The following is an 18,701-nucleotide window of genomic DNA, read 5'->3' as shown; positions in this document are numbered from 1 at the left end:
CGAAAGTGGTACGCTCTTCTCGCCAAAGAAACAAGCAGTACTACTATGAATTATCAGCAGTTGACCGAGGGAAGAAGATATCAAATTTCTGCCCTTTTGGAACGGGGAATTTCAATATCTGAAATTGCTAAGACAGTTAAATGCCATCGCTCAACCGTTTATCGAGAGCTGAAACGATGTAGCAAGAAAGAACAATATCGGCCAGACAAAGCACATCATCAATCAATAGAAAAACGACGGCAAGCCCGTAAGTATCAAGTACCTCAATCGCGTATAGATTTTATTGAGGTTCTGTTGTCTATCGATTGGAGTCCAGAGCAAATATCTAATGTCTTAACCCGCGCAGGGGCTAAAGTGAGCCATGAGTGGATTTACCGATTCGTCGCTCGTAATAAGCGACAAGGTGGAAAGCTATTTAAGCACTTGCGCCAAGGCCATAAGCGGTATCGACGGGGCAAGACAGAGAAAGCACCTGCAATCAAAAACGCAGTTTCAATAGATGAAAGGCCTGACATTGTTGATAGTCGTGAACGCTTTGGTGACTGGGAAATTGATACGGTCTTAGGCAAGCATGGAACGGGGGCAATTGTCACTCTCTTAGAGCGTCAAACGCGTTTTTATCTGACACAGAAAGTGCCCTCTAAGTCAGCAAAAGACGTGACTAACGCAACCATAGCAATGCTGATGCCTTATAAAGCGTTAGTTCATACTATTACCGCAGATAATGGTCGTGAGTTTGCAGGTCATGAAGAAATAGCACAGGCATTAGAAACCGATGTGTACTTCGCACACCCTTACAGCTCTTGTGAACGAGGAGCGAATGAAAATGCTAACGGCCTGTTGAGACAGTACGTAAAGAAAGGAACAGATCTACGAACGGTCAGTGATGATGATATTGAAAGGGCGCAACAACGAATTAATTATCGTCCAAAAAAGTGTTTAGGGTTCAAGCAACCTGCTGTCATTTTTAGAGAAATGATGGAGGCTACTTGAATATTAAGAATGTCGCACTTCGGAGTTGAATTCGGGAGAAACCTAGATTTCGCAGTGGGCATTTAATGAGGTCTAATTTCTTTTAGATTAAGGAAATAGTAGATGATTATTGAAATTAATGACTTAGAATAAGAAAACCCAAACATACTAAATACATTTGGGTTTTTTGTTTTAATACAGCGAGCAAATAGTTAATTTACTTTTGCAGTTCACGAGCAATGGCGCGGTAGCCAATGTCGTTGCGGTGGAACATGCCGTTCCAACTCACTTGTTTTGCTAGGGCGTATGCTTGCTCTTGAGCTTCAGACACTGTGTTACCTAGTGCCGTTGCACAAAGTACGCGGCCACCGTTAGTCACAACATCGCCAGAGTCGTTGTTTGCAGTACCTGCGTGGAAGATTTTTTGACCTTCCGCTTCGCTTGTAGGCAAAGAAATTACATCGCCTTTGGCGTAGTCTGCTGGGTAACCACCGGCTGCAAGAACCACACCGATAGAAGCGCGTGGGTCCCATTTAGATTCTGCTTGGTCTAGTTTCTCGTCGATTGCCATTAGGCAAAGTTCAACAAGGTCAGACTCCATACGCATCATAATAGGTTGCGTTTCTGGGTCACCAAAGCGGCAGTTATATTCGATAACTTTAGGTGTTCCGTCTGCTGCAATCATAAGACCTGCATATAGGAAACCTGTATAAGGTGCGCCTTCTGCATCCATACCACGTACAGTTGGGTAGATAACTTCCTCAAGAATACGGTTATGAATTTCTGGCGTCACAACAGGAGCTGGAGAGTATGCACCCATGCCGCCAGTGTTAGGGCCAGTATCTTTGTCGCCAACACGTTTGTGATCTTGGCTAGTTGCCATAGGCAGTACGCTAGAGCCGTCTACCATAACGATGAAGCTGGCTTCTTCGCCTTCTAGGAACTCTTCGATAACCACGCGGCTACCTGCATCACCAAAGGCATTGCCCGCTAGCATGTCTTTAATTGCGTCTTCGGCTTCTTCAAGGGTCATGGCAACGATAACGCCTTTACCCGCGGCTAGGCCGTCAGCTTTAACAACAATCGGTGCACCTTGTTCACGAACATAAGCCAGTGCAGGCTCAATTTCAGTGAAGTTTGCGTAGTAACCCGTTGGAATATCATGACGCGCTAGGAAATCTTTAGTGAAAGCTTTAGAACCTTCAAGTTGCGCGGCTGCTTGTGTTGGACCAAAGATAGGCAAGCCCGCTTCACGGAAGGCATCAACCACACCGATAACTAGAGGCGCTTCAGGGCCTACGATAGTCAGTTCGATGCTTTTTTCTTTAGCGAAAGCAACCAATGCTTCGATATCTTCAACGCCAATGTTTACGTTTTGCAGTTTTGGCTCGATAGCAGTACCTGCATTACCAGGTGCAATGAATACTGTTTCAACATTTGGGTTTTGCGCGGCTTTCCAGCCTAGTGCGTGCTCACGACCGCCAGCACCAATAATAAGAACGTTCATATATTATCCTTAATTCAAAAATCGCTGTTTTTGTTGTTCGAAAGACACTCTTGAAAGCAATTAAAGCGGTATCTCAAACAATAAGCACTACCGTGACAATTGGATTATCGCGGTAGTGCTAAAGATGTAGAAATATTAGTGACGGAAGTGACGCATACCAGTGAAGATCATCGCCATGCCGTGCTCGTTAGCCGCATCGATAACTTCTTGGTCACGCATAGAGCCGCCAGGTTGGATAACACATTTAATGCCAGCATCTGCTGCCGCATCAATGCCATCGCGGAATGGGAAGAACGCATCCGACGCCATGACACAACCTTCAACTTGTAGACCTTCGTCAGCAGCTTTAATACCGGCAATTTTCGCAGAGTACACGCGGCTCATTTGGCCTGCACCTACACCGATAGTCATGTCGCCTTTAGAGTAAACGATAGCGTTAGATTTAACGTACTTCGCTACTTTCCAGCAGAACAATGCATCTTTTAGCTCTTCTGCTGTTGGTTGACGCTCAGAAACAACGGTAAGGTCATCTTGAGATACCATGCCTTGGTCGCGGTCTTGAACTAGCAAACCACCGTTAACGCGTTTCACGTCAAAGCCCGTTGTTTTGCTTGTCCATTCGCCACACTCAAGCAGGCGAAGGTTTTTCTTAGCGGCTACGATTTCTGCAGCTTCTTTTGATACAGAAGGGGCAATAATTACTTCAACAAACTGACGTTCAGTAATGGCTGTAGCGGTTGCTGCATCAAGCTCGCGGTTGAAAGCGATGATGCCACCAAAGGCTGAAGTTGGATCGGTTTGGAATGCACGGTTATACGCTTCTAGGATATCTTTACCTAGTGCAACACCACATGGATTGGCGTGCTTAACGATAACACAGGCGGGTTCTGCAAATTCTTTAACACACTCAAGGGCTGAATCCGTATCAGCGATGTTGTTATAAGAAAGCGCTTTACCTTGGATTTGACGTGCTGTTGAAACAGACGCTTCTTCAGGGTTTGCTTCCACATAGAATGCCGCTGCTTGGTGGCTGTTTTCACCGTAGCGCATGTCTTGTTTTTTCTCGAACTGTTGGTTGAAAGTGCGAGGGAATTTAGACTCTTGGTCGCCTTCTTTGTTGTCGCCGTAAGAAGGAACCATAGTACCGAAGTAGTTAGCAATCATGCCGTCATAAGCTGCAGTGTGTTCAAATGCTGCAATGGCTAGGTCGAAACGAGTGTCTAGAGTTAGAGATTTCTCGTTGCTGTCCATTTCAGTGATAACACGGTTGTAGTCGTGTGCATTCACTACGATAGCAACGTCTTTGTGGTTTTTAGCCGCAGAACGAACCATTGTTGGACCACCGATGTCGATGTTCTCAACTGCGTCAGCAAGAGTACAACCTTCTTTTGCGACTGTTTCAGCAAATGGATATAGGTTAACAACAACCATATCGATAGGTTTGATGTCATGTTTTGCCATGATGTCGTCATCTTGACCACGACGACCCAGTACACCACCGTGTACTTTAGGGTGAAGTGTCTTAACACGGCCGTCCATCATTTCTGGGAAGCCAGTGTAGTCAGACACTTCAGTGACAGCTAGACCTTGCTCTGCAAGTAGGCGAGCTGTGCCACCTGTAGAAAGAAGTTCAACGTTGCGTTCAGCAAGTGCTTTAGCAAACTCTACGATGCCAGTTTTATCAGATACGCTGATAAGAGCGCGGCGAATTGGGCGAGCGATACTCATGCTTCCATATTCCTCAAGTACTTAAGATTATCCGTTATCGACAGAATAAATGAGAAGCCCCGAATCATTAGCTTGATCGTCTGGTGCATCCTCACAACATCTGCTGATTTTGGAATCAAGTTGGATGAAAAGATGTTTGTCAAAGTTGAGTCTGTATTATGACTATTAGACAACTTTGACAAAAATCTTCAGCGTGCAAAAAAACATCAATTCGAATGGCGCGTATTCTAGCGAATAATTTACTAAAAAGCTCGCGCAATCGTTTGGCATTTGCATTTTATTGTAAAAAATCCTTATTTGGAGCTTATTGATGTTCAGAATGAGCAAAAATTAAAGTAAGCACTATTTCACTTTTAATTGGCTTACAAACTTGACCTTGGAGTTGTATCTAAGGTTTATACTTATGATGTAATAACTAATTTAATGAGTATGAGAATGTATAAAATTGGAGAGCTGGCAAAACGATTTTACATCAAGCCAGATACATTACGTTTTTATGAAAAGCATGGCCTGTTAAAAGCAAGCTCTCGAAGTGCTAGTGGTTACCGAGTTTATAATGATAATGATGCCGATAGACTGGGATTTATTATCCGCGCCAAAAAGGTGGGGTTTACTTTAACCGAGATAGAAGACTTGTTATCCATTCAGCTTGATCGCGACAATTACCGTTGCCATGAGGCGAAAGGCATTGTTGATCTTAAACTGGCTCAAATTGAAGAGAAAATGCGCGAGTTACAGGTTTTCCAAAGTTCATTGGCTAAGTTAAGTGCTTCTTGTTGTGGTGGTGATGAACCCGCTACGCATTGTTCGATTTTAGAGGCTCTTGATAGTGCTGATTGTGATGTACAGGAGGAAACAAAGTGAATTTATTACATAACTTTGTGGGGCTATTTATAGAGTCGGGCTTTTGGATGCTCCTTGGCTTAGTGGTCGCAGGTCTTTTAAAGGAGTGGGTTCCCACCGATTTATTAGCTAAGCACTTAGGTGGCAAAGGAGCCAAGACAACAATAAAGGCGGCATTTATTGGTGCGCCTTTACCATTATGTTCTTGTGGGGTGATTCCTGCCGCTCTAGGTTTGCGTCGCAGCGGAGCATCAAAAAGTGCGACAACTTCATTTCTTGTGGCAACCCCCGAGACTGGCTTAGACTCTGTTTCGGTATCCTATGCGTTACTTGGGCCTTTTATGGCCATTATTAGACCTATTGCCGCTATTTGCAGTGCGATTGTTGCTGGGTTATTAGTGGGTCGAGAGGATCTGCCCTCTAAAGTCAAATCGTCAAAGCGCCATTCACAACCTTTGGATCAGCCCAGTGCAGGTTTTGCCGTCAATGCCATTAAACCTGCGCCAACTGCAGCAAAATGCTGTTCATCTAAAACAGTAGAACCTACGCCAACTGTAGCAAAGTGCTGCTCTTCTAAAACCGCAGAATCTACGTCAACTACAGCAAAATGTTGTTCTTCTAAAGGGGGCGATAGCAAATCTGCATTTGGCAAACTAAAGTCAGGTGTGAGTTTTGCGACAACGGATTTGATCAAAGATATAAGCACATGGCTAATCATTGGCTTATTTTTTGCCTCTTTAGTGCAAACGTATGTAGAAACTGATTTTCTAGCTCACTGGGGCGGGACGATTTGGAGCATGCTCATCATGGTCGCTATTAGTGTGCCTATGTATATCTGTGCCACAGCCTCTACGCCGATTGCCGCAGGTTTATTAATGTCTGGTATTAGCCCAGGAGCGGTATTGGTATTTATGCTTGCAGGCCCTGCTACTAATATTGCAACTCTAGGAGTAGTGGGTAAAGAGTTAGGTAAACGTTCGTTATTTGCTTATTTAACCGGAGTGGTAGGGACAGCGATTGTGTTTGGTTTAGCTACAGATTATTTAGTTTCGACCTATGGTTTTGTAGTACAACCATTGAGCGCAGGTGAGCACGAAGTACTCCCGCACTGGTTAAGTATCACATCAGCTATTGTTTTGGCTTTACTCATGGCCCGCTACTATTGGCAAAAAATCCACAGCTTGCTGTTGCAACGCGGTTTAGTGCACTAAAAGAGAGTTTAAATGAAGGGCCCGCCAAGTCGCGGGCCTTTTTTATATGCACTTAATGGGGGATAGTCAAAGGCGTCTTATTCAGTAACATGGAGAGTGTTGAAGATAAGGACGAATTTTGCAAACACATAAGTACACTCTATACGGCGTAATGGCCATTTTACTTTGGAGCTGCGTTATAGGCGTGGCGCGCAAGGTTGCCGAGCATTTGGGACCAATAGGTGGGGCTGCCAGTATTTATACTCTAGCTACACTGTTTTTGATGCTAGTGGTGGGCAGCCCTAAACTCAACACATTATCAAAGCGCTATGTGCTGATTGCTGGGGGCTTGTTTGCCGCTTATGAGGTCTGTTTGTCGTTAGCTATAGGGATGGCTCACGATAGACACCAAGCCCTTGATATGGCCGTTATTAACTACCTGTGGCCAGCTTTAACTGTATTGATTGCGGTGATTAGCAGTGGCAAAAAAACCAGCGTTTGGCTCTATCCTAGTGTGGCTTTGGCGTTTATTGGCGTAGCTTGGGCTATAACAGGGGATCAAGCGCTATCAATCACTCAGCTAGCGCACAATGTGCAAAGTAATCCGGCTACTTATGCAATGGCGCTAATAGGTGCATTTTTATGGGCAATTTATTGCAATATCACTAAACGTTTGTCTAACGGTAAAAACGCCATTACCTTGTTTTTTGCGATGACCGCATCGGTATTATGGGTTCACTATGGATTTAGTGATGAGCCCGCTCTTGTATTTGATGGTGAGTCTATTTGCTATTTAGTGCTCGCAGCTCTGATTATGGCCAGCGGTTATGGTTTGTGGAACAGTGGCATCATGAAAGGAAATATGCTGCTGCTTGCGACCTTGTCTTATTTTACCCCTATTTTTTCTACCTTATTCTCATCGGTTATTTTGGGCATCGCTCTCTCTAGTAGCTTCTGGCAGGGGGTGTCTATGGTGGTATTGGGGTCGGTGATTTGTTGGCGAGTGACTAAATAATGAGGCAATATTAATTTTGATAGGGAAGTCGCCTTTTAGACTTGTATAACCCGATAACTATATAAATGAAACGTCGTCTGATCATATTTGTTAGTTATACCCACTCTAAGTAAGGCAGCGCTTAGAGGAGGTTCTGATATGAAAGGAACAGCAAGCTACATGTATAACGTCGCGTGAGTAGCCTAACTACCTTTTATCCTACATAAAGCCAATAACTATATAAGTGGAAAAGTGAATGATCATTTATGATCGTTATAAAAAGAAAAAGGGTTTATCAAAAAATGATAAACCCTTTAAATTCAAATGCTTAAACTAATATGTATTAGTTCATGCCATATTTTTTAAGTTTCTTACGAAGTGTACCACGGTTGATACCCATCATAGACGCAGCGCGAGTTTGGTTGCCGCGAGTGTATTGCATGATCATGTCTAGTAGTGGTTGTTCAACTTCAGCTAGTACCAACTCATAAAGGTCGTCTACATCCTGACCGTTTAATTGTGCAAGATAGTTTTTTACTGAAACTTTTACTGAGTCGCGAAGTGGTTTTTGCGCGATTTGGTCTTGGGCAGTTACTGTTGTAACTGTTAGTGCTTCAGAAGTCAGGTTTTGTTCGAACATATTCAGTCTAGCTCTTCTCGTAATTATGATGCAACCATATCCCTATCATTGATAGGAATTGAAATACTCTTGTAATGCGTCTAATTGCTCTGGAGCAACGTCGATAGCATTAAAGATACGGCGAAACTCACTCGCTTGTTCATGCTCTTTTAAGTACCAACCCACATGCTTTCTTGCAATGCGCGGACCTAAGAACTCACCATAAAATTGATGAAGTTCATGAACGTGACCAAGCATAATGTCTTTTACTTCCTGCATAGGAAGTGGAGACATCGTGGTGCCGTGTTCTAAATAGTGTTGGATTTCTTGAAAAATCCATGGACGACCCTGGGCGGGACGACCAATCATCAATGCGTCTGCACCGGTAAATTCCAGTACATGCTTTGCTTTTTCTGGGCTATCTATATCACCATTGGCGATAACAGGTATTGAAATAGCTTGCTTGACCGCTCTGATGCTTTCATATTCTGCCTCTCCTTTGTACATACAAGTACGCGTCCTACCATGTAAGGCGAGTGCTTGAATGCCGCAGTCTTCGGCCATTTTAGCGATGTCGACACAGTTTTTATGCTCTGTATCCCAACCGGTTCGAGTTTTTAATGTCACGGGGACATCTACCGCATCTACCACCGCCTTCAGAATTTGTTGCACAAGTTCTGGGTGCTTAAGTAGTGCTGAACCGGCTAGTTTTTTGTTCACTTTTTTAGCGGGACAACCCATGTTGATATCGATGATTTGCGCACCGCCCTCAACATTAAATTGTGCTGCTTCTGCCATTAATTGTGGATCTGATCCTGCAATCTGTACCGAGCGAATGCCCGATTCAGCTTCGTGTACTCTTCGTTGCAGTGATTTTGTTGTATTCCATGTTTTAGGGTTAGATGACATCATTTCACTGACTGCCATACCCGCACCATAGCGTAGACACAACTCTCGAAACGGTCTATCTGTAACACCGGCCATAGGTGCTACAATTAAATTGTTCTTAAGTTGATATTTACCGATTTTCAAATCATGGTCACATTATTAACAGCAAGGGCGCGCATTTTACGCATTTTTTGGGCGCGTGAAAAGCCTAATATTTGAGCATTTCAAAAAATATTTGCTAACTTGCGCACTTTTTACACAATTTTTGATGTGACTCAACTAGAGTGCTTTTTTCCTGAGATACGACACCACTCTTGCAGTTCTGCAATTGGTTGTATATCAAACTGGTCGCGATAATAGTTGGCGACATCTTCTGCTTGTGTATCTAGCACCCCAGACATGGCAAGTACGCCGTTGTCTTTTACTAGAGATTTGATAACAGGAGAAAGGTCACGCAATGGGCCAGCTAAAATATTAGCGACTACAACATCGGCAATTAGGCCCTCAGGTTGGTCTTGAGGAAGGAATAACGCTAACTGATCTTTTACGCCATTACGTTCGGCATTGGCGGTGGAAGCGATGATCGCTTGTGGATCAATGTCGATCCCAATAACTTTTTTCGCACCCAATTTGATCGCGGCGATCGCCAAAATACCTGAACCACAGCCAAAATCGACAACAGTTTTATCTTTAAGATCCAGACCTTCTAACCACTCTAAACACAGTGATGTTGTTGGGTGTGTGCCTGTACCAAAAGCGAGGCCAGGGTCGAGCATGACGTTGACCGCATCAGGCTCTGGAATTTCACGCCAACTTGGGCAAACCCATAGGCGCTCACCAAATTTCATTGGGTGGAAGTTATCCATCCACTCACGTTCCCAATCTTTATCTTCAAGCTGTTCAACTTTGTGGGCAAAGCCTTGTTCTAGAAGGTTGCTGGCCGCTATTTGGCTTATTATCCATTGCGTATCGGCTTCGGCATCGTATAACGCAAGAATATCAGTTTCACCCCATAGGCGAGTTTCACCCGGTAGTGGTTCGAAAACAGGGGTATCTTTAGCGTCTAAGAAAGTAACGGAAAGGGCACCCGTTTGTTCCATCAACATATCGCCGATTTGTTCAGCGTTTTTGTCAGTGGCGTTAAGTTTGATTTGAATCCAAGGCATGGAGTTCACTCTGAGTTTTGATAATTGGCGTGGATTTTAGCAGTAATTTTAACCAACTTCATCTATGAAAAGAAAAAGGGTTACAGCCATCTGCGTGGCTGTAACCCTTAAATTTACCTATTTAAAGCGTATAGCGATAATTAGCGACTACTGAAGACCAAGCTTCTTCTCTAGGTAGTGGATATTAGCACCACCGTGTTGGAAGTTTTCGTCATTCATGATTTCAAGTTGTAGTGGCACGTTTGTTTTAATGCCTTCGATAATCATTTCACTTAATGCATTTTTCATGCGTGCAATGGCAACATCACGGTTCTCACCAAAGGTGATTAGTTTACCAATCATTGAATCGTAATGAGGTGGTACTGTGTAACCTGAGTAGATGTGAGATTCCCAACGAACGCCCATGCCACCTGGAGCGTGGAAGCGCTCAATTTTACCTGGGCATGGTAGGAAGCGTTCAGGATCTTCTGCGTTGATACGACATTCGATAGCGTGGCCACGCAGTTTAATATCATCTTGGGTGTAGGATAGTGGTTGACCTGCAGCAACACGAAGTTGCTCTTTGATTAGGTCAACACCGGTCACCATTTCTGTTACTGGGTGCTCTACCTGAATACGGGTGTTCATTTCAATGAAGTAGAACTCGCCGTTTTCGTATAGGAACTCAAAAGTACCTGCGCCGCGGTAATTGATTTCAAGACAAGCGCGCGTACAACGCTCACCGATATACTTACGCATATCATCAGTAATACCTGGTGCTGGAGCTTCTTCTACAACTTTTTGGTGACGACGTTGCATAGAACAGTCACGTTCACCTAGGTGAATTGCGCCGCCTTGGCCATCAGCAATGATTTGAACTTCAACGTGACGAGGGTTTTCAAGGTATTTTTCCATGTAAACGATATCGTTGTTGAAGGCCGCTTTTGCTTCTGCACGAGTCATAGCAATGGCTTCAATAAGATCCGCTTCTGCACGTACAACGCGCATACCACGACCACCGCCACCACCAGAGGCTTTGATGATAACAGGGTAGCCAATGCGTTTAGCGTGAGCTTTGTTTACTGTTGCATTGTCATCAAGAGGGCCGTCAGAACCAGGTACACAAGGAACACCCGCTTTTTTCATTGCATTGATAGCGGCAACTTTGTCACCCATAATGCGGATGGTTTCCGCTTTTGGACCCACAAAGATGAAGCCAGATTTCTCTACTTGTTCAGCAAAGTCAGCATTCTCAGATAAGAAGCCGTAACCTGGGTGTATGGCCACAGCGCCTGATACTTCCGCCGCAGAAATAATGCGAGGGATGTTTAGGTAGCTGTCGATGCCGCGAGCAGGACCGATACAGATGGACTCGTCAGCAAGCAGTACGTGTTTTAGATCACGGTCAGCGGTTGAGTGAACGGCTACGGTTTTAATACCTAGCTCTTTACATGCGCGAAGAATACGAAGCGCAATTTCGCCTCGGTTCGCGATGACTAATTTGTCTAGCATAGTGTGGACCTCAATTATTCGATAACGATCAGAGCTTGGTCGAATTCTACCGGAGCACCATCATCAACAAGAATTGCTGTCACAACGCCTGATTTATCAGCTTCGATTTGGTTCATCATTTTCATCGCTTCAACGATACAAATAGTGTCGCCTTCAGAGATGGTTTGGCCAACTTCTACGAAAGACTTAGTGTCTGGACCAGGAGCACGGTAGAAAGTACCTACCATTGGAGAAAGAACTTTATGACCTGCTTCAACTGGCGCAGCAACTTCTGCGGCAACAGGAGCTGCAGCCACTGGCGCTGCAACAGGGGCAGGAGCTGCAATAGGAGCGGGTGCAGCAGCGTATTGGATTGGTGCTACTGGAGCATTACCATGACGACTAATGCGTACAGACTCTTCACCTTCAGAAATTTCAAGCTCTGCAATTCCCGACTCTTCTACTAGTTCAATTAGCTTCTTTATTTTGCGAATGTCCATGATTCTTCTCTTGTCTTGTGTTGGGCCTCTCGATAGTGTCGAGACGGCTTAGATTTTATTTTGCCTGTAGCTGCTTCTCTGCTGCAGACAATGCGAAATTGTAGCCTTGAGCACCTAGTCCGCAGATCACTCCCACCGCCTTATCTGATAGATAAGAGTGATGACGAAATGGTTCTCGGGCATGTACGTTTGATAGATGAACTTCAATAAACGGAATGTTGACCCCCAGCAAAGCATCTCTTAGTGCCACACTGGTGTGGGTGAATGCTGCGGGGTTAATGATAATAAAATCAATCTCTCCCATCGCATTATGGATAGCATCAATAAGCTCATATTCTCGGTTTGACTGAACATGAGTGAGTTCTATTCCTGCCTGCTCTGCTTGTGTATGCAGGTTATTGACTATGTCATTTAATGTAGCGTGACCGTAAACTTCAGGCTCTCGTTTTCCGAGTAAGTTTAAATTAGGGCCATTTAGGAGTAGAACACGTGATTTTGTTGTCATCTTGTCGCTATCTTCCGTTAATGTGAGTTGTTCATTATAGTCTTTAATTATTTTACGAATTCTGAATTAAATCCAGTCAGAATTATGTAAAAAAGCAAAGTAGCGCATGATTATAGCTAATTCAACGAAATTAACAGCATTTTACTGGTCTAATCACCGAGAGGCGCGACAGGTTTGCTATGGAAAAGCTGTTAGATAAATGTGAATAATGCTGATTCAGTAATAATAGGTTAAACATTTCATTTTATTATGTTTAATTTGTAACTGTCTTTAAATGAAAAAGCCGTCACGATGTGACGGCTAATGACTTTGAGGGGAGTGGTTAAACCAGTTCACCTTTTTCGGATATGAGTTTTTCAACCACACTTGGGTCGGCTAATGTTGAGGTATCGCCAAGATTATTGGTGTCTCCAGTGGCGATTTTGCGCAATATTCGACGCATTATCTTACCTGAACGAGTTTTCGGTAGTGAGTCCGTCCAGTGCAAGGTATCAGGTACTGCGATTGGGCCTATTTCTTTGCGCACCCAATCTTTGACCTCTTTATGCAGTTCGGCACTCGGGTATTCATCAGCGTTGAGGGTAATGTAGGCATAAATGGCCTGACCTTTAATATCGTGAGGAACGCCCACAATAGCCGCTTCGGCAATTTTCTCATGAGCCACCAATGCCGACTCTAGCTCGGCCGTGCCCATTCGATGCCCTGATACATTGAGTACATCATCCACTCGGCCGGTAATCCAATAGTAGCCATCGTTATCACGTCGTGCCCCGTCACTGGTAAAGTACATACCCTGAAAGGTGGAAAAATAGGTTTGCTCGAAACGGTCATGATCACCATAAATTGTGCGCATTTGTCCCGGCCAAGAGTCGAGAATCACTAAGTTTCCAGATGCCTCGCCTTCAATGATGTTCCCCATGTTATCCACTAGAGCGGGTTGCACGCCAAAAAAGGGACGCGTAGCTGAACCGGGTTTTAGAGCGGTGGCACCAGGTAATGGGCTAATAAGAATGCCACCGGTTTCTGTTTGCCACCAAGTATCTACAATAGGAGATTGCCCGTTGCCTATGGTGTTGTAATACCACTCCCATGCTTCTGGGTTAATGGGCTCACCGACCGACCCCATAATGCGCAGGCTGTCTCGTTTGGTGCCTTCAATCGCTTCGTTACCTTTTGCCATTAGTGCGCGAATAGCGGTGGGAGCGGTATACAGCAGAGTGACTTGGTGTTTATCGACCACTTCGCTCATGCGACTGGTGTTGGGGTAGTTAGGTACACCTTCAAATAAAATCGTCGTCGCCCCATTGGCTAATGGGCCATACACAAGATAAGAGTGTCCGGTTATCCAACCTACATCGGCAGTACACCAGAACACGTCACTAGGTTGATAGTCGAAAATATACTTAAAGGTCATAGTGGCATAAACGAGGTAGCCACCCGTAGTATGCAATACCCCTTTTGGCTTACCGGTTGAGCCCGATGTATACAAAATGAATAGCGGATCTTCTGCGTTCATTTCTTCTGGTGGGCAATGGGCGTCCACATTAGCAATGGCATCGTGCCACCACACATCCACATCCGCATTCCAGTCAATGTTTGCTCCCGTGCGTTGGAATACCATTACAGTGTTGATGGTAGTGACATTAGGGTTTTGTAATGCTTGATCTACGTTTTTCTTTAACGGCACACTGCGACCGCCACGCACACCTTCATCGGCGGTGATCACTATTTTTGCATCAGAATCTTCAATTCGCCCAGCCAGTGCTTCAGGAGAAAAACCACCAAATACCACAGTGTGCACGGCACCCACTCGAGTACAAGCGAGCATGGCAATCGCCGCTTCTGGCACCATTGGCATGTACAGACACACCACGTCCCCTTTTTGTACTCCTTGTGCTTTTAAGGCATTGGAAAATAAACAGACTTCTTTGTACAGTTCGTTAAAGGTGAGCGTTTTGTCATCGGCGGGGTCATCGCCTTCCCAAATAATGGCGACCTCATCTCCGCGTTCTGCTAGGTGGCGATCGATACAGTTGGCTGAAACGTTCAATGTGCCATCTTCAAACCATTTTATGTCGACATGCCCGGTATCAAAGGAGGTTTCTTTGACCTTAGTGAAGGGTTTAATCCAGTCGACGATTTTTCCATGCTCAGACCAAAATCCCTCTGGGTTTTCTACAGACTGTTGATACATATTCAAATAGGTATCGTTGTCGGCATGGGTGACAGATGTAATATTATTTTTAACTGGATAAATGTGGGCTTCACTCATTGCTTCTCTCCTTGTGAACTTTGCCGCTGTGCGATGTGACGGTCGCTCGCTAACTGACGTGCTATTTAATATTTTGTAGTAATGCTTATCACTTTCTATTACCTAATACATTTTCACAATTAGACTTTAGGATGAGATGGGGAATGGCACCGCAAAATAAATATGAATTAGCGCACATATTGGTTACTTAATGTGTGGCATGTTGAGATTGGGTATGTCGCCTTTGGTGAGCCTGACAAAAACCAAAGCCGCAGTAATCGCATCTTGCAGTGCGTTGTGGTGGTCGCGTATGGGTAAGTCTAAATGGCGACAAATTGCTTCGAGACTAAGGTCGAAGTAGGCATTTTGCAGATGTTGCTCAAGTTTTTGCTGATAAATATGACTGACTTCAATGATGGTATTGGGGAGCGGAAAACCAAAATGTTTTTTGAAGGCGCGGTCGAGAATTTTTTTATCGTAGCGGATGTGGTAACCCACTATGGTGCGATTGCCTATAAAATCCAGCAATTGCTGTAACGCTTGCTTTTCATCGAGACCATCCCCTAAATCTTGGTGACGGATCTGGTGTACTTTGATGGAATGGGCATCTAAAGATTGTGGCGCTTTCAATTTGACATGAAAAGGGTCGCTAGTTAACACCCTATTATTAATGATTTTCGTCGCCGCAATAGTGACTAACTCGGCTCGTTGCGGTTGTAGACTGGTTGTTTCGCAATCAATGGAAACAAATTCAGTACTGTCACTGTGCCGAAAGAGCGCTTGGAAAGGGGAGCCTTTTAATTTCCGGTGCCAGTAATATTTCAATAAGCAATTCATAGTCAGTCCCTTATTTGGTAGTGATAACTAAGGAACTGCTTAAATTTCTTCACGACATGTAAGCTGTGTCTTAGCAGGTCGCGCTCGGTTCTATCTAACCGATTAATATCTAAATTATTGGAAGCGTTTTGTTGAGTTAACTGTTGCGCCAAGCGCAATTTGAAGAACAGCTTTAATGATTCTGTTAAGTTGTCTGCGGTATCTTCTTCTAGGCAACCTAAGCGATGCAGACCTGATATGCGATCGAAGGTGTTACGTTGCACTATATTATGTTCTAAAGCCAAAGCCCGAATGCCATGGACGATGGAGAAAATACCGCCTTGTTTAATGTCTAACCCTTCTTTGTGTGCTTTCACATTACCAAATAGAGTCAGTGGCACTGAGAATTGCAGTGCTGGTCTAACAAAGTCAGATAGCGTCAACATTCGACCTGCGAGTGTACTATGTAGAGTGTTAGAAATAGGTTCGAGTAAACGCTTATTGCCCGCCACAGGGAGGGCGTCGGAAAATATGGCTAAATGCATTACCGATTCCGCGCTACTGACCGCTATCCATTGTGCGACCTTTTTTTGCCAGTCACTTTGAGTGGCGACCCACGCTGGGTTGTTCACCATGACTTGACCTGGACAAAGAGGGTAGCCTAGCTGCAGTAAGGTTTCGCTAAACGTCTGCATATAAGAGTGACATTCTGGCCAGTCAAACCCCTCTTCAATAATCAGCGCGTTATCTTGATCGGTTTTTAATACCTGTTCGGCTCGCCCTTCAGAGCCCAAAACCAGCAAACAGCAATGTGTTTGTGCTTGTGGGGGAATGATGAGTTGAAATGCTTTTTCTATGATTTGTTCATTGAGTACAGAGATAAGTTGCATCATAAAGCGAGTTTTGATGCCGTTGACTAATAAACTTTTGACAAAATCTTGTTGACGTTGCGAGGCTTGAGCGAGCTCGTCGATGTTTTTTGCGCGAGCGATACTAAGGCTAAGCACATGAGAGTGAGAAGAGAAGGCACTGAGGATTTGTGTTAAATCCAGCATACCAACCGCTTGCTGATCGTTCACTACCATCACTCTTTTCATCTTGTTGCGAGTCATAGTTAGCATAGCGTTAAATACAAAGTCTCCCTCTTGTACCTCAAAGACAGGGAAGGTGGAAATTTGGCTGACAGGTGTTTGCACATTCATCTCTTGCAGTACCAGTGAATGCAATAAATTGGTTCTGGTGACGATGGCGTATGGAGACGAGTCGGGATGCTCTTGTAAGCGTGAATCTGTGGCTGACAGTGCCACTAAAGCGGCATCAATATCGTCATTGTTAAGTTGTATGGTGGCTTCTTTTATGCTGGTGTCGGGGGTGAGAATAAGCGGTGGATGATAAATGGAGTCGTCTACTTTAGTGAGGATAAACTCGGCCAGATTTTGTTGTTTCTTCGCCTGCTTCATCAGTTGTTGTCGTTTGGCTAAACGGTGGTCAAAGTAGTCGGCAAAAGCAGGGTTATTAAATAACGAAAGAAACACCTCTTTAGGAAGTTGATAACACAATACATCTTCTAGGGCGATGTATTGGTGGCGCACTTTTCCGTCAAATAATGAACGAACATCAAACAGATCATCATGTCCGTAGTGAGCAAACACTTCGCCTTGAGAAGTTTCTTCTACAGCACCTTTGATTAACACAAATAGGTGGCTACTGACTTGGCCACTCTCTAAGAGTGTGTCGCCAGTGCGAAAGTACGCGATATCGAGGGAGGCGGTTAATGTTTTTACCTCAGCCGGAGTTAGACGATCAAAAGGAGGGTGCTGAGTATTGAATTTTTCAGGCATGAAGATAGCTCCTTTTCGCTAATATTTTGACACATTACTAGTGTGACAAATCCTCGCATAAGCTCCAGACGACTTTGGTCTAATACGGAAAAGGAGAAATAGCAGTTATCCCTTTTTATTCTTTGCAATTCAATTCATAATCCTTAGCCAAATTATCTTAATGTTAGGGCTGCCCAATGTTGAAACCGTCGCCATACGCATGGCTTTCTCAGTATTTTCTGGGCTTCTTTTTTGCCTATGGAGTCTATCTTCCTTTTTGGGCTCTATGGTTTAAAGGGCAGGGGATCTCTCCTACAGATATTGGGTATTTGTTGGGCGTAGCATTAGCGACTCGGTGTGTGGCGAATTTACTGATCACCCCTCGTATTCACCGAGTGGAACATTTACTTCCTGCCCTGAGAATATTAAGCATTGCCTCTTTGGTCTTCATCGCTTTTCACCTTTTTACCGGAGGCAGTTTTTGGTTGATGGCGCTGGCAACGGTGTTGTTTAACCTCTGTTGTGGCCCTGCGATTCCTTTATCTGATGCTATGGCTAATCATTATGCTCGCTTAAAAGCGCTCGACTATGGTCGAACACGCCTGTGGGGATCGATTGCTTTTATTATGGGTTCAACGGTTGTGGGCTTTTTGGTGGCGCACTTTGGCCTTGACTGGATTGTATATACGGCGCTAGTGGGGATTGCTTTCTCGGTTTTGTTATCCATGCGCAACCCGAGTTTAATGCCTGTCACACAAGGTGACACTATTTCGGTTAGGCCCAAGTTAAGTCAATTAATGGGGGATAAATCCGTGATTAAGTTCTTGGGTTTGATCGCCTTAATTCAAGGTAGCCATGCCGCCTATTATGGCTTTAGTACTATTTACTGGAAAGAAGCAGGGTACACCGCAGATATTATTGGTTACTTGTGGAGTTTAGGTGTTGCAGCTGAAGTGTGTATCTTTGCCTTTAGTCGTCGCTGGTTCGGTAATTGGAGTTTACGTTCGTTGTTTTTGGTGTCGTCGGTTGGTGTCGTGGTGCGTTGGGGGCTAACGGCTTCAACCACAATGTTACCTGCTCTGGTTATGATACAGCTATTGCATGGTGTCACTTTTGCTTTGGCGCACATTGCGGCAATTCGTTATATCCAAGGTTCGGAACAAAATAAAATGGTGGCGTTACAAGCGTTATACAATGCGATTCCACTCGGTATTGTCATGGCCGTCATGACCGCTGTGAGTGGCTGGGGTTATGAGCGTTGGGGTGTGAATGTATTTTGGGTAATGGCCTGTATGGGTGTGGTGGCGATGTTGGTTAAATTAGACCCGCAACCAGAGAACAGTCCAGAAGTGGGGATTGAACCACAAAAATAATCTAACTTATTGAGCTATAAAGCGAATTTTGACTAGTCTTATACTAATTTCAGTCACTG

The 18,701-nt window shown here is 44.4% G+C and carries 16 protein-coding genes; 5 read left to right on the top strand and 11 right to left on the bottom strand.

Going from position 1 to position 18,701, the window contains the following annotated elements:
* The first annotated feature begins 45 nt into the window (after positions 1-45).
* Positions 46-993 (top strand): IS30 family transposase, encoded by a 948-nt coding sequence (locus OCU56_RS11995; protein ID WP_261873425.1) that lies wholly within the window; start codon positions 46-48, stop codon positions 991-993.
* A 196-nt stretch (positions 994-1,189) separates the two neighbouring features.
* Here the strand turns inward: OCU56_RS11995 and purD are convergent, their stop codons facing one another.
* Together purD and purH are read right to left on the bottom strand one after the other, a co-directional pair.
* On the bottom strand, positions 1,190-2,479 hold the full coding sequence (gene purD, locus OCU56_RS11990; RefSeq protein WP_261873424.1) for a phosphoribosylamine--glycine ligase: 1,290 nt from the start codon (positions 2,477-2,479) through the stop codon (positions 1,190-1,192).
* A gap of 135 nt (positions 2,480-2,614) precedes the next feature.
* Positions 2,615-4,207: a bifunctional phosphoribosylaminoimidazolecarboxamide formyltransferase/IMP cyclohydrolase gene (gene purH, locus OCU56_RS11985; protein ID WP_261873423.1), complete on the bottom strand. Its 1,593-nt coding sequence runs from the start codon at positions 4,205-4,207 to the stop codon at positions 2,615-2,617.
* Positions 4,208-4,642: 435 nt separating this feature from the next.
* On the opposite strand from purH, the gene zntR reads away from it, so the two are divergent.
* The 3 genes from zntR (at position 4,643) to yddG (ending at position 7,255) form a co-directional block, all read left to right on the top strand.
* Positions 4,643-5,071, top strand: a complete 429-nt coding sequence (gene zntR / locus OCU56_RS11980; RefSeq protein ID WP_315973178.1) for a Zn(2+)-responsive transcriptional regulator — start codon at positions 4,643-4,645, stop codon at positions 5,069-5,071.
* On the top strand, positions 5,068-6,261 hold the full coding sequence (locus tag OCU56_RS11975; RefSeq protein ID WP_261873422.1) for an SO_0444 family Cu/Zn efflux transporter: 1,194 nt from the start codon (positions 5,068-5,070) through the stop codon (positions 6,259-6,261). The genes zntR and OCU56_RS11975 overlap by 4 nt, the downstream gene beginning before the upstream one ends.
* A gap of 151 nt (positions 6,262-6,412) precedes the next feature.
* Positions 6,413-7,255, top strand: a complete 843-nt coding sequence (gene yddG, locus OCU56_RS11970; protein ID WP_390904868.1) for an aromatic amino acid DMT transporter YddG — start codon at positions 6,413-6,415, stop codon at positions 7,253-7,255.
* A gap of 322 nt (positions 7,256-7,577) precedes the next feature.
* Here yddG and fis read toward each other — a convergent pair whose 3' ends face one another.
* From fis to OCU56_RS11925, 9 genes are all read right to left on the bottom strand, one after another.
* Positions 7,578-7,874: a DNA-binding transcriptional regulator Fis gene (gene fis, locus OCU56_RS11965; RefSeq protein ID WP_017027299.1), complete on the bottom strand. Its 297-nt coding sequence runs from the start codon at positions 7,872-7,874 to the stop codon at positions 7,578-7,580.
* A gap of 45 nt (positions 7,875-7,919) precedes the next feature.
* A complete protein-coding gene (dusB, locus tag OCU56_RS11960) occupies positions 7,920-8,885 on the bottom strand; it encodes a tRNA dihydrouridine synthase DusB (protein ID WP_261873420.1) in 966 nt (321 codons plus the stop codon).
* 131 nt (positions 8,886-9,016) lie between these two features.
* Positions 9,017-9,907 (bottom strand): 50S ribosomal protein L11 methyltransferase, encoded by an 891-nt coding sequence (gene prmA / locus OCU56_RS11955; protein WP_261873419.1) that lies wholly within the window; start codon positions 9,905-9,907, stop codon positions 9,017-9,019.
* Positions 9,908-10,054: 147 nt separating this feature from the next.
* Positions 10,055-11,398 carry an acetyl-CoA carboxylase biotin carboxylase subunit gene (gene accC, locus OCU56_RS11950; protein WP_261873418.1) on the bottom strand — a complete coding sequence of 448 codons (1,344 nt, stop codon included), beginning with the start codon at positions 11,396-11,398 and terminating at the stop codon, positions 10,055-10,057.
* A 14-nt stretch (positions 11,399-11,412) separates the two neighbouring features.
* The gene (accB, locus tag OCU56_RS11945) at positions 11,413-11,877 is read right to left on the bottom strand and encodes an acetyl-CoA carboxylase biotin carboxyl carrier protein (RefSeq protein WP_261873417.1); all 465 of its coding nucleotides are present in this window, start codon (positions 11,875-11,877) and stop codon (positions 11,413-11,415) included.
* Positions 11,878-11,932: 55 nt separating this feature from the next.
* On the bottom strand, positions 11,933-12,382 hold the full coding sequence (gene aroQ / locus OCU56_RS11940) for a type II 3-dehydroquinate dehydratase (protein ID WP_261873416.1): 450 nt from the start codon (positions 12,380-12,382) through the stop codon (positions 11,933-11,935).
* Positions 12,383-12,704: 322 nt separating this feature from the next.
* Entirely contained in the window at positions 12,705-14,654 is a 1,950-nt protein-coding gene (gene acs, locus OCU56_RS11935) for an acetate--CoA ligase (RefSeq protein WP_261873415.1), read from the bottom strand.
* 183 nt (positions 14,655-14,837) lie between these two features.
* The gene (locus OCU56_RS11930; protein ID WP_261873414.1) at positions 14,838-15,470 is read right to left on the bottom strand and encodes a 3'-5' exonuclease; all 633 of its coding nucleotides are present in this window, start codon (positions 15,468-15,470) and stop codon (positions 14,838-14,840) included.
* Positions 15,471-15,472: 2 nt separating this feature from the next.
* Entirely contained in the window at positions 15,473-17,290 is a 1,818-nt protein-coding gene (locus OCU56_RS11925) for a DUF294 nucleotidyltransferase-like domain-containing protein (protein ID WP_261873413.1), read from the bottom strand.
* 176 nt (positions 17,291-17,466) lie between these two features.
* Here OCU56_RS11925 and OCU56_RS11920 point away from each other — a divergent pair, with 176 nt between their 5' ends.
* A complete protein-coding gene (locus tag OCU56_RS11920; RefSeq protein ID WP_261873412.1) occupies positions 17,467-18,642 on the top strand; it encodes a 3-phenylpropionate MFS transporter in 1,176 nt (391 codons plus the stop codon).
* Positions 18,643-18,701: the final 59 nt, after the last annotated feature.

Source organism: Vibrio rarus (genome assembly GCF_024347075.1).
In the GTDB taxonomy this organism is placed as follows: domain Bacteria; phylum Pseudomonadota; class Gammaproteobacteria; order Enterobacterales; family Vibrionaceae; genus Vibrio; species Vibrio rarus.
Note: the sequence above shows the minus strand (reverse complement) of the source record. Positions and strands in the feature narration are given on the sequence as shown.

Bases quoted from the DNA above. Each gene is read 5' to 3' on its own strand.
- OCU56_RS11995 (WP_261873425.1), top strand. From the start codon at position 46: ATGAATTATCAGCAGTTGACCGAGGGAAGAAGATATCAAATTTCTGCC.
- purD (WP_261873424.1), bottom strand. From the start codon at position 2,479: ATGAACGTTCTTATTATTGGTGCTGGCGGTCGTGAGCACGCACTAGGC.
- purH (WP_261873423.1), bottom strand. From the start codon at position 4,207: ATGAGTATCGCTCGCCCAATTCGCCGCGCTCTTATCAGCGTATCTGAT.
- zntR (WP_315973178.1), top strand. From the start codon at position 4,643: ATGTATAAAATTGGAGAGCTGGCAAAACGATTTTACATCAAGCCAGAT.
- yddG (WP_390904868.1), top strand. From the start codon at position 6,413: ATGGCCATTTTACTTTGGAGCTGCGTTATAGGCGTGGCGCGCAAGGTT.
- fis (WP_017027299.1), bottom strand. From the start codon at position 7,874: ATGTTCGAACAAAACCTGACTTCTGAAGCACTAACAGTTACAACAGTA.
- prmA (WP_261873419.1), bottom strand. From the start codon at position 9,907: ATGCCTTGGATTCAAATCAAACTTAACGCCACTGACAAAAACGCTGAA.
- accC (WP_261873418.1), bottom strand. From the start codon at position 11,398: ATGCTAGACAAATTAGTCATCGCGAACCGAGGCGAAATTGCGCTTCGT.
- accB (WP_261873417.1), bottom strand. From the start codon at position 11,877: ATGGACATTCGCAAAATAAAGAAGCTAATTGAACTAGTAGAAGAGTCG.
- aroQ (WP_261873416.1), bottom strand. From the start codon at position 12,382: ATGACAACAAAATCACGTGTTCTACTCCTAAATGGCCCTAATTTAAAC.
- acs (WP_261873415.1), bottom strand. From the start codon at position 14,654: ATGAGTGAAGCCCACATTTATCCAGTTAAAAATAATATTACATCTGTC.
- OCU56_RS11930 (WP_261873414.1), bottom strand. From the start codon at position 15,470: ATGAATTGCTTATTGAAATATTACTGGCACCGGAAATTAAAAGGCTCC.
- OCU56_RS11925 (WP_261873413.1), bottom strand. From the start codon at position 17,290: ATGCCTGAAAAATTCAATACTCAGCACCCTCCTTTTGATCGTCTAACT.
- OCU56_RS11920 (WP_261873412.1), top strand. From the start codon at position 17,467: ATGTTGAAACCGTCGCCATACGCATGGCTTTCTCAGTATTTTCTGGGC.